Source organism: Stenotrophomonas sp. P5_B8, assembly GCF_054049855.1.
Window position 1 is genome coordinate 1 of sequence record NZ_JBFULO010000097.1, and the last position, 11,413, is coordinate 11,413.

The following is an 11,413-nucleotide window of genomic DNA, read 5'->3' on the forward strand; positions in this document are numbered from 1 at the left end:
GCGTTGGCCAGCGCGGCCGACAACGGCACGGGACAGGCGCCGGCCATCGGCGCGAGCAGGATCGGGGCCTGCAATGCAAAACGCCGACAGAAGCTGTCGGCGCGTTCGAGGATGGATGACTGGCTCACGCGCGGCGCACCTGGAGAAGGAGACGGTGCCAGCATACGCCGCACCGCCCTGCCCCGGCATGCACGCCGGCCGGATTCAGCGTGCCGACACCGCGTAGGTGCGGACCAGCTGGCTGTCCATTTCTTCGTTGAATTTGAAGCTGACATAGCGGGCGTCGTCGGCGGCGAATTCTTCTTCGGCCGCCGCGCGGCCGATTTCGACACCCTCGGCATCCAGTGCACGCGCCACCAGCTTGCCCTTGAAGGCCTTGTCGGCCACTACGTACACCGCCGCATCCTTGGAGCCCATGCCACGGCTCTTGCCCAGGGTCACGGTGAGCCCGCGCGCGGCCAGGCCCGGATCGGCCTGCAGGGTCACGTTCATGCGCTTGTCCACGCCTTCACCCAAGCCAGCGACAAAATCGGCAGCGGTGCCGCTGATCGCACTGCCCGCCTTCTGCGACATCGTCCTGTCGTCCTTGCACGCGGCCAGGGAAAGGGCCAGCGCCATCACCACCATCGACTTGTTCACGAACATTCCTTTGAATTTGCCAAGCCTGCCAGTCAATCACCCAACACGCGGGGAACGCCAGAGGCACTACGCCGCCGCGGATGACGCATTTACCTGAAATTGGCGCGGCCGGCACGGAGACCGGGCGCTGCCGGATGCCTCAACGGAACGGCAGGCCGCCGCGACCGCCCATGGCGCCCATCATCCCCTTCATGCTGCGCATCATGCCCTTCATGCCGCCGCCGGCCATCTTGCTCATCATCTTTTCCATCTGCTGGTACTGCTTCATGAGCTTGTTGACGTCGGCCGGGGTCAGGCCGGAGCCGCGCGCGATGCGGGCGCGACGCGAGCCGTTGAGCAGGCCCGGGTTGCGACGCTCTTTCTTGGTCATCGAGTTGATGATGGCGATCATGCGCGGCACTTCCTTGCCCTGGCTGACCTGCTGCTTGAGGTGCTCGGGGATCTGGCCCAGACCCGGCAGCTTGTCCATCAGGCCGCCGATGCCCCCCATGTTCTGCATCTGCTCAAGCTGGTCGCGCATGTCGTTCAGATCGAACTTCTTGCCCTTGGCGACCTTCTCGGCCAGCTTCTGGGCCTTGTCCTTGTCGACCTGCTGCTCGACCTGTTCCACCAGCGACAGCACGTCGCCCATGTCCAGGATGCGGCTGGCGATACGGTCTGGATGGAACACGTCCAGGCCTTCGGGCTTCTCGCTGACACCGACGAACTTGATCGGCTTGCCGGTGATGTAGCGCACGCTCAGCGCGGCACCGCCACGGGCGTCGCCGTCGGTCTTGGTCAGCACCACGCCGGTCAGCGGCAGTGCTTCGCCGAAGGCCTTGGCGGTGTTGGCCGCGTCCTGGCCGGTCATGGCGTCGACCACGAAGAGCGTTTCCGCCGGGTTGACCGCAGCGTGCAGCGCCTTGATCTCGGCCATCATCGCTTCGTCGATGGCCAGACGGCCGGCGGTATCGACGATGAGCACGTCGACGAACGACTTGCGCGCATCATCGATGGCCGCGCGTACGATCGCTTCGGGCTTCTGGTCGGCGCTGGACGGGAAGAACAGCACGCCGACCTGGTCGGCCAGGGTCTTGAGCTGCTCGATCGCGGCCGGACGGTAGACGTCGGCCGACACCACCATCACCTTCTTCTTGCGCTTTTCCTTCAGGTGCTTGGCAAGCTTGCCCACCGTGGTGGTCTTGCCCGCGCCCTGCAGGCCGGCCATCAGGATGATCGCCGGGGCCGGCACGTTGAGGTTGAGGTCCGACGCTGCCGAGCCCATCACCGTGGTCAGCTCGTCGCGCACGATCTTGATCAGCGCCTGGCCGGGGGTGAGCGACTTGAGCACTTCCTGGCCAACCGCGCGCACCTTGATGCGCTCGACCAGCGCCTGCACGACCGGCAGGGCGACGTCGGCTTCGAGCAGCGCGATGCGGACTTCGCGGGTGGCCTCGCGGATGTTTTCCTCGGTGAGGCGACCGCGGCCACGCAGCCGCTCGATGGTGCCGGAGAGGCGCTGGGTCAGGGACTCGAACATGGAGGCAACCTGTTCAGAACGAAAGACAGAGAGACGCACAGTATAGCCGGTCCACCAAGCGCCCCGGCGCGCGCCTGCGGCCTGTGGCCGCAGGCATCGCCAGTGGCTTGGGGGTATGCGAAACTGCAACGATGACAATCGTTCTCATCGCGACCCTGCTATACCTGACCGCCACCGGCCTGCTGGTGCGCGCGGTCGTCCGCGATGATGCGGTGACCTCCCCGGCCTGGCTGTGGCCGGCGCTGCCGGCGATGCTGCTGCACGGCGGTTACCACGTGCTGGTGGCGATGCGCACCACCGGTGGACCGGACATGCATTTCTTCGCCGCGCTGTCGCTGGTAAGCCTGGGCATGGCCTGGCTGACCTCGCTGGTGGCCGCGCGCGGGCGCATGGCGGCACTGGGTGTCCTGGTATTTCCGATGGCCGCAGCGGTGCTGTGGGCCTATCACGCCTACGGTCACGAGCCGAGCCGGCCGCTGGGCTGGCAGCTGGCCACCCACGCCTGGATGGCGCTGCTGGCCTATGCCGCCCTGAGCGTGGCCGCGTTGCTGGCGATCATGCTCTGGCTGCAGGAGCGCGCCCTGCGCCGCCGCGATTTCCGGCCGTGGCTGCGCGCCCTGCCGCCGCTGGCCGATCTGGAATCGCTGCTGTTCCGGGTGATCGCGGTCGGTTTTGCGCTGCTCACCCTGACCCTGGTCACCGGCGTGCTGTTTGTCGATGACCTGCTGGCGCAGAAGCTGGTGCACAAGACGGTACTCAGCGTGCTGTCGTGGATCGTGTTCGGCACCCTGCTGATCGGCCGTCGCCGTTACGGCTGGCGTGGTGCGAAGGCCGTGCACTGGACGCTGACCGCGATGGCGCTGCTGCTGCTGGCGTTCTTCGGCAGCCAGTTCGTTATAGAGCTGGTGTTCGGGCGAGCGCGCTAGACGCTACAGCGGTCCGGTCAGCGGATCGCGCAGGCGGCTGCCGCGCTGGGTGCCATGCGCGCGGACGCGAACGGTGCATCGATCTCGCCATCCTGGCCATCCAGCAGATCGTCCACACTGGCCTGCTGGAACCGGCGCACCACCGCCACCGGGTCGTCACACGCCGGCGCGGCCTGTACCACCGGCACGCACAGCGCCATCAGCGCCATGCCGCCGCAAATCTTCCAACCGGGTGTCCGCATATCCCCTCCCCCCCTGTGGACGGGCCGGGCGCGCCAGTGGCGCGCCCGGCCTGGCGCTTACAGACCGTAGCGCTCGATCACGTCCACATGACGCTGCTCGTCCTGGCCGCAGGCCTCGGCCAGGCGCAGCCAGCACAGCCGGTGCGGCCAGTGCGCAGTGGCCTCGAGCAGGAACCGGTGCAGGTCCAGCGGCGGCTGTTCCTGGGGCTGGGCCACGGTGAACAGCACGCCTGGCAGCGGCGCATCGTCGCCTTGGGCATCGGTGAGCTGGTAATCGTCCGGGCTGTGCGTCCACAGCTTCCAGCCCCGGGCCTCCACTGCCTCGGAGAACGCGGTCCACGCGTCTTCACCGGGGTGCACGCCATCGACCAGCCAGCTCCCGGCGTAGCCACCGCCCTGGAGCAGGTGGACTTCGGCGTAGGTGGGCATGAAACGCTCTCGCTCCTGCTCGTCCTCCGGGGCCGGATGGACCAGTTCGGCGTCGAACACCACCCAGTCGTTCACGCGCTGGCGGCGGTTGGCCGGCGCATTCTCGACGATGCGCGCGGTGACCGGGCCGGTGCGGCGCGCATAGTATTCGATCGGCTCGCCGCCGTCCGCGCAGCGGATGATCACCCAGCCGAAGGATTCCTCGACCGGGCCATCGGTGCTTTTCAGTTCCATGCCGATGGCCGCTGCCGAACCACGCACGGCGGCCCAGTCACGGGCGGCACTGGCGGCGGTCATGTGGTCCCAGTGCGCGCTGCGCGGCTCTTCCAGTACCTCGGTGAGGTGGCGGTACTGCGCGGCCGCGTCCTGGAAGCGCTGCATGGCCATCAGGGCCATCGCCAGCAGGTTGCGGGCGCCATGCGACTGCGGCGAAAGGGCCAGCAGCGCGCTGCACGCCTGCTCCAACGCGGGCCAGTCGGAGAGCTTGTGCGCCATCTGCGCTTGGCACCACAGTGCGAACACCGGCACCTGCGCCTGGTAATGCTGCGCCAGGCGATCCAGCCCGGCCTGGTCGCCACGCTGCACCAGCAGGCCCATCAAGGAGTACGCCGGGGGGGCATCCTCATGCGCGTGGCGCTCGACGAACGCCCACAGCAACGCAATCGCGTCATTCTCGGCGCCGCAGGCATTCAGCGCCGAGGCGGCGACATCCAGCATCGCCGCGTCGTCGGGACGCTGCTCCACGCCCTGCAGCAACCACTGCGCCTCGCGTTCGGGGTCGCGCCCGTCGCCCTGCTCGCCCTGTTCGACCAGCCAGTCCAGCAAGCCCTCGGCGGGCACCGGCAACGCCGCCGCGCCGGGGGCGGCATCGATGCGCGCAGCCATCGCGGCCACGGCCTCGCTTGCACCGCGGTCCTGGCGCAGGCTGTCCAGGTGCTCCCGGGCCAGCGCCAGGTGGCGCCGTGCGGTCCACACCGCGCCGCGCTGCAGCGCCATGTCCACGCAGAGTCCGGCAATCTCGATCACGAAGCGGTGCGCGCCAACCGCTGCGTAATGCGCCAGGGTCGCGCTGAGCCGGCGGCCCAGGTCCCAGCTGTTGCGCTCGGGTGCGTTGCGCACCAGCAGCGCCACCGTATGCGCCCACATGCGGCGGTAGTTCGGCGACAACTGGTTCCACGGCACCAGCGATTCCAGCGCTTCTTCATCGCGGCCCAGCTGCGCCAGCGCCCATGCGCGCGACAGTTTGCGCGGGATGGTGCAGTTTGCCGGCTCGTAGTCGCCCTCGGCATCCACTTCGGCCTGGCGCGCGTCGATCAATGCCAGCGCCTCGGCCGCGCGGCCGCTGGCGAGGAGGATCTTGATGCGCATTTCCGGGAAGCTGTCGTACACCTTGCCGCCATGCGCCAGCACGGTGCCGGCCTGCACGTCCAGGTAATCCAGGGCCCCCTGGCTGTTGCCGTCGTCCAGCAACGCATCGGCCTTCTCGCAGCTCAGGCACTGGAAGCACGCCCAGCTCGGATCGATCCGCGCCAGCGTTTCCTCGCAGACCTCGATGCGCTCCGGCACCCAGCCGGGGCCGTCGATGTTGCCGTAACAGGCCGCCAGGTCCTGGGTTACGCAGATCGACTGCGGGCACTCCACCGTGTCGGCACGGTGCGCGCGCTCGAACAGCGCCACCGCGTCGCCCAGCGCCGACTCGCCCTCCAGGCGGTTGCCGACGCGATTGCGCATGTCCCAATGGCCGACGAACACCTCCAGCCACGGATTGCCCAGCGTCTTGCCCAATGCACGCGCTTCGGGCAGCAGGGCATCCACACGGTCCAGGCGCAGTTCGCAGACTTCATCGGTCAAGCGCGTCAGCAGCTGTGCGCTCTGCACCTGCCCGGCTTCGCCAAGATCGTCCTGAAGTTTTTCCACCCAGTTCCAGATATCCATGCGGTCGTGTCGTCCTGCAGTGCGTAATGTTGAAGAAAGGGAAGATCAGCGCGCCTGCAGCATCTGCTGCAGGGCATCGGCGATGTCGCCGAACGCGCGGTTGAGGTCGTTGCTGGCCGCGCCGCCGTCCTGGGCGCGCCCCTGCGCGCTGACGATCACTTTCAGCGAACGCAGCAGGCGCGCGGCGGACTCGGCCTGCGGGTTGCCGGCGCGCATCGCCGCCAGCAACGCCTGCACGGCGGGGTTGTCCAGGTTGAGGTACAAGCGCGAGGGTGCGCGCGCGACGATGCGGGCGGTGAACTGGCGCGCCAGCCGCAGCGCGGCCATTGACACGCGCTTGTCGTTTTCGTCGTCTTCCAGGCGGCGTTTCAGCTCGGCCTCGCGATCGGGCACCACCACCACTGGCAGCTCGGCCGGGCTGAAATGCGCCGGCAACAATTGCTCACCGTCACCCAGGTGGGTCTGCAGCCAATCCATTTCCGCCTCGGGCAGCGTATCGGTGCGGAACAGCGCGCGGTTGCCTTGTTCGGTGCCCAGCTCCACCAGGCGCATGCCCTTGGCCTGGGTCCAGCGGCGCAGGAACGGCACCACCGCGTAACGGTTGCCATGCGCCACCGGCACGCCCATCGCGCGGAACAGCATTTCCTCGAAACCGCCGCCGCTGTCCAGGATCACGTGGACCGCACCGCGCGAGGGCAGTTCGCTTGCCTTGATGTCGCCCTGCGAGCTAGGCACGCGCACGTGTTCGAGCAGCAATTGGAACAGGCGCTCATCGCACAGCGAGGCACCCAGCAGCGCTTCGTTGTGCCGCACCAGGATGCGTCGCCAAGCCTCCGGCTGCTGCCGTGCGATCTCCACCAGTCCATCGATGAGCGCCTCGCCCAATGCATGCTGGACTGCGCTGTAGGTTTCATCGCGCTGCAGGTCCTCGCGGCTGGCGGTAGGGGTCAACCGGCTGGATTCGATCACGCCACCGATGAAACCGGCCCAGGGCGGCAGCAGGTCGCGCGCGTCGTCGTCGAGCAGCATGCCCCGCACGAACACCGAGAGGTTGCGGTTGTCGCTGGTGCCGTAGGTGGCGCCGTCCTGAACCCAGAGCAGGCCCACCGCATCGCTGCCGCCATCGGCGCGCAGCGGCATGCAGGCGATCGGCTCGAAGCTGCGCTCGAAGTGCGCGGCGAACTCCAGGCCGCGGCGCTGCGCCTGCAGCGGGTGCATGACCACGCCGGCCTGCGGACGCCACGGCGGCGGCTCGGGGTTGATCGCGCGCGCATCCTGGCCGATGTGGATCGGCTCGCCCAGCAGCGCGCAATAGCGGCCGAGGATGTCGCGCAGGTTCTGCTCCTGCRCCAGGTGCACGTAACTGCCATGCAGTTCCAGCACCACTTCGGTGCCGACCGCGCGCGCCGGCATCGGGGACACCGTGTACTGCTCGGCGTTGCTTGAGACATAGCAGTGGCCCAGCGTCGGCTGCTGGTAGGAGGTGGTGCGCACGGTCACCCGGCGCGCCAGCACGAACGCGGACAGGAAGCCCAGCCCGAACATGCCGATCAGGCCTTCGTCGTCCTCGCCGGCCTGGCGCAGGCCACGGGTATAGCCCACGCCAACGGTGGCCAGGTAATCGTGGATTTCCTGCTGGGTCAGCCCGGCGCCGGTATCGATGATGCGCACGATGCCGTTGACCGCATCGCCGTGCACTTCGATCCGGCCCGGCTCCTGCCAGTCGGCCTGTTCCAGGCGCCGTCGCACCAGCGAATCGTGCGCGTTCTGCACCAGTTCGCGCAGTGCCACCACCGGGGTGGAATACAGATGCTTGCCAAGGACAGTCATCAATCCGTTGAGGTCGACACCGGCGCGACGGATCTCGCTGGCGCCCTGTACATCCAGGGGAGTCTCTTGCATGGAATCGTTTTCTCTGGCGGGCGCACCCCGGCCGGGATACGCGCTGGAACGAGGATTTCAGGGGAGGAAAACTAGCACAGCCCGGCCGCGCATTGCCTGCGCGGCGGGTGCCTCGGAAACACCGCGTTCAGATCGCCTCGATCGCCTCGGACAGCCGCTCCACCGCGATCACCTCCATGCCCTTCACGCTGCCGGTCTTGGGCGCGTTGGCCTTGGGCACGATCGCGCGCTTGAACCCATGGGTGGCCGCTTCGCGCAGACGATCTTCGCCGTTGGGGACCGGGCGGATCTCGCCGGACAGGCCGACCTCGCCGAAGGCGATGGTCTTCTCGGCCAGGGGTCGGTCCTGCAGCGAGGACAGCACCGCCAGCAGCACCGGCAGATCCACCGCGGTTTCCTGCACGCGGATGCCACCGACCACGTTGACGAACACGTCCTGGTCACCGGTCAGGACACCGCCATGCCGGTGAAGCACGGCCAGCAGCATCGCCAGCCGGTTCTGCTCCAGGCCCACCGCAACGCGGCGCGGGTTGGACAGCGGTGAGGTGTCCACCAGCGCCTGCACTTCCACCAGCAGCGGGCGGGTGCCTTCGCGGGTGACCATCACGCAGCTGCCCGGCTGCTGGGTGCTGCCCCCGGAGAGGAAGATCGCCGAGGGATTGGAGACTTCCTTCAGGCCCTTTTCGCCCATCGCGAACACGCCCAGCTCGTTGACCGCGCCGAAACGGTTCTTGAACGCACGCAGCAGGCGGAAGCGGCTGCCGCTCTCGCCCTCGAAGTACAGCACCGCATCCACCATGTGTTCGAGCACGCGCGGGCCGGCGATGCCGCCTTCCTTGGTGACGTGGCCGACCAGGAACACGGCGGTGCCGGTTTCCTTGGCAAAGCGCACCAGCCGCGCGGCACTCTCGCGCACCTGGCTGACCGAACCGGGCGCGGCGGTAAGCGACTCGGTCCACAGCGTCTGCACCGAGTCGGCCACGATCAGCTTCGGCCGGGCCACGCTGGCGTGCTGCAGGATCGCCTCCACCTGGGTTTCGGCCAGCGCGTTGACGTTGTCCAGCGGCAGATCCAGCCGCACCGCGCGACCGGCCACCTGCGACAGCGACTCCTCACCGGTGATGTACAGGACCGGCAGGGTAGCGGCCATCTTGGCCACCGCCTGCAGCAGCAGCGTCGACTTGCCGATGCCCGGATCGCCGCCGACCAGGATCACCGCACCCTCGACCAGACCGCCGCCCAGCACGCGGTCGAACTCGCCGATGCCGGTGCTCACGCGCAGGTGTTCGGTCTGCTGTACATCCTTGAGCGCCATGATCTTGGGCGCATCGACCTTGCCGGCCCAGCCGGAACGGCGCGAGGCCGGCGACTTGGCCGCCGCCGCGCTTTCCAGCGTGATCTCGGTCAGCACGTTCCAGACCCCGCACTCGGTGCACTGGCCCTGCCACTTGCTGTATTCGGCGCCACATTCGCTGCACACGTAGGCGGTAAGTCGCTTGGCCATGTCCACTTCCACTTCATCAACTGTCCGGCAGGATAGCCGAGCCGCGTCGCAACAACCGAGACGCGCTGCCAGCGGCGCTCAAGTTCCCCGCGCCCGTGCCGATACTGCGGCGGGCCATTGCCCTTTCCTACTTCGTCCAGGCTTTTCCCATGACCGGCACCTACAGCCAGAGTCTTGTCGTCTTCTCGCTGCTGGTTGCCATCCTCGCCTCGTACACGGCGCTGGACATGGCCGGCCGGCTGGCCAGCACCCAGGGCCGTGTGGCCCGCTGGTGGCTCGCCGGTGGCGCGGGCGCGATGGGGCTGGGCATCTGGTCGATGCACTTCATCGGCATGCTCGCCTTCCACCTGCCGATTCCGGTGGGCTACGACCTGGGCATCACCCTGTTCTCGCTGGCGGTGTCGGTCGGCGCCTCGGCCTATGCGCTGTGGCTGGTCTCGCGCCCGGCGCTGCCCTGGATGCGGCTGGTCGCCGGCGCGGTGCTGATGGGCCTGGGCATCGCGGCCATGCACTACCTGGGGATGTCCGCGCTGCGCATGCAGCCGGGCATCGACTATGACCCCTTCTGGTTCACCCTGTCGGTGCTGATCGCCATCGGCGCGGCCGGTGCGGCGCTGTGGATCGCCTTCCGGCTGCGGCTGGAGCAGCGCCGCCCGTTCCTGCTGCGCGGCCTGGCCTCGCTGGTGATGGGGCTGGCGATCGTAGGCATGCACTACACCGGCATGGCGGCGGCCAGCTTCCCGGCCGGCAGTATCTGCGGGGCCGCGTATGGGGCCGGCATCGACGCCAAGTGGTTGGCGGTGCTGGTCATCGTCACGACCCTGGCGACGCTGGGCATCGCGCTGCTGTCCTCGGTCTTCGACCGGCAGATGCGCACCCGCACCGGCCTGCTCGCCGATTCGCTGGCACACGCCAACGAAAAGCTGCTGCAGGCCGCGCTGCACGACCCACTGACCCAGCTGCCCAACCGCATGCTGCTGCAGGACCGCATCGAACAGGCGATCGAGAAGGCGCAGCGTCGGCAGTTCAGCTTCGCGGTGATGTTCTGCGACCTGGACGGCTTCAAGGCGATCAACGACGCCTACGGCCACCAGCTCGGCGACAAGCTGCTGATCCAGATGAGCGAGCGCGTCAGCAAGCTGTTGCGCGGCCAGGACACGTTCGCGCGGCTGGGCGGCGATGAGTTCGTCATCGTCTTCCAGGTGGACGATCCGGAAGACGCGGCGGTGGTGGCCGAGCGGATCATCGCCAGCGTGGGCGAGCCGTTCCTCATCGACACGCTGGAGCTGCAGGTGACCGCCAGCCTGGGCATCGCGCTGTACCCGGCCGATGCCACGACCGAGCGCGAGCTGATGGCGCACGCCGATGCGGCGATGTACCACACCAAGGATGCGGGCCGGAACGGGTATACGTTCTTCACCGAGTCGATGCACGTTAGCGCCAACCGCCAGCTCAAGCTGCTGCAGGAGCTGCGCCGGGCAATCGGCCGCAACGAGCTGGTGCTGCACTACCAGCCCAAGTTCCCGGCCAGCGGGCAGCCGCTGATCGGTGCCGAGGCGCTGGTGCGCTGGCAGCACCCGGAATTGGGCCTGCTTGGCCCGGATACGTTCATTCCGGTGGCCGAACGCAGCGGGCTGATCCTGCCACTCGGTGACTGGGTGCTGGACCGGGCGTGCGCGCAGCTGCGCCAGTGGCACGATGCCGGGCATGCGGAGTGGTCGATGGCGGTGAACCTGTCGCCGCTGCAGTTCGCGTCGAGCACGCTGCTGGACACGGTCAGGCAGACGCTGGACAAGCATGGTCTCGATCCGCGCCACCTGACGCTGGAGGTGACCGAGACCACCGCGATGAAGGACGTGGAGGCAAGCCTGCTGATCCTGCATGGGCTGACGGCGATGGGGGTCAATATTTCCATCGACGACTTCGGCACCGGCTATTCGAGCCTGCTGCATCTCAAGCGGATGCCGGCCACCGAGCTGAAGATCGACCGCGCGTTCGTGCACGATCTGGAAGACAACGCCGAAGACGCGGCGATCGTGTCGTCGATCATCGCGCTGGGCCGTTCACTGCAGTTGCGGATCGTCGCCGAAGGCGTGGAGACCGCAGGGCAACGGCAGTATCTGAGCGACATGGGCTGCGATCTGCTGCAGGGCTACCACCTGGGGCGGCCGGTCGGGGCTGAGGAGTTTTTGCGGTTGGCGCAGGCGGCGTAAGACTTCGATCTTTGACCGCCAGTTCAAGACAAGCATAGGCGGTGTCCTTGGCGCCCTGGACGGGGCGGGCGCGTGCGGGTGAGCGGGACACGGTCCCGCTAACC

At 68.0% G+C, this 11,413-nt stretch carries 8 protein-coding genes and 1 pseudogene; 2 read left to right on the forward strand and 7 right to left on the reverse strand.

All coding sequences use genetic code 11. The features are described 5' to 3' along the window. From ACXJKH_RS07755 to ffh, 3 genes and pseudogenes are all read right to left on the reverse strand, one after another. Positions 1–128: pseudogene (locus ACXJKH_RS07755) on the reverse strand (nitronate monooxygenase); the annotation flags it as partial. A gap of 76 nt (positions 129–204) precedes the next feature. Then, positions 205–639, reverse strand: coding sequence for a hypothetical protein (locus ACXJKH_RS07760; protein WP_457318991.1), 435 nt, complete (start codon positions 637–639; stop codon positions 205–207). 139 nt (positions 640–778) lie between these two features. Further along, on the reverse strand, positions 779–2,158 hold the full coding sequence (gene ffh / locus ACXJKH_RS07765; protein ID WP_256776430.1) for a signal recognition particle protein: 1,380 nt from the start codon (positions 2,156–2,158) through the stop codon (positions 779–781). A 131-nt stretch (positions 2,159–2,289) separates the two neighbouring features. On the opposite strand from ffh, the gene ACXJKH_RS07770 reads away from it, so the two are divergent. Further along, complete coding sequence (locus tag ACXJKH_RS07770) at positions 2,290–3,084, forward strand: cytochrome C assembly family protein (RefSeq protein ID WP_457318992.1); 795 nt, start codon at positions 2,290–2,292, stop codon at positions 3,082–3,084. Between the two features lie 17 nt (positions 3,085–3,101). Here ACXJKH_RS07770 and ACXJKH_RS07775 read toward each other — a convergent pair whose 3' ends face one another. The 4 genes from ACXJKH_RS07775 to radA all read right to left on the reverse strand — a co-directional run bounded on the left by ACXJKH_RS07775 (position 3,102) and on the right by radA (position 9,096). Continuing rightward, on the reverse strand, positions 3,102–3,293 hold the full coding sequence (locus tag ACXJKH_RS07775; RefSeq protein WP_457318993.1) for a hypothetical protein: 192 nt from the start codon (positions 3,291–3,293) through the stop codon (positions 3,102–3,104). 90 nt (positions 3,294–3,383) lie between these two features. Next, complete coding sequence (locus ACXJKH_RS07780) at positions 3,384–5,690, reverse strand: hypothetical protein (RefSeq protein WP_457318994.1); 2,307 nt, start codon at positions 5,688–5,690, stop codon at positions 3,384–3,386. A gap of 45 nt (positions 5,691–5,735) precedes the next feature. Beyond that, positions 5,736–7,592 (reverse strand): ATP-binding protein, encoded by a 1,857-nt coding sequence (locus ACXJKH_RS07785; RefSeq protein ID WP_457318995.1) that lies wholly within the window; start codon positions 7,590–7,592, stop codon positions 5,736–5,738. A 127-nt stretch (positions 7,593–7,719) separates the two neighbouring features. Next, positions 7,720–9,096, reverse strand: coding sequence for a DNA repair protein RadA (radA, locus tag ACXJKH_RS07790; RefSeq protein ID WP_256776424.1), 1,377 nt, complete (start codon positions 9,094–9,096; stop codon positions 7,720–7,722). Positions 9,097–9,245: 149 nt separating this feature from the next. Between radA and ACXJKH_RS07795 the strand changes: the two genes are divergently transcribed. Then, positions 9,246–11,309, forward strand: coding sequence for a putative bifunctional diguanylate cyclase/phosphodiesterase (locus tag ACXJKH_RS07795; protein ID WP_256776423.1), 2,064 nt, complete (start codon positions 9,246–9,248; stop codon positions 11,307–11,309). The last annotated feature ends 104 nt before the right edge of the window (positions 11,310–11,413 follow it).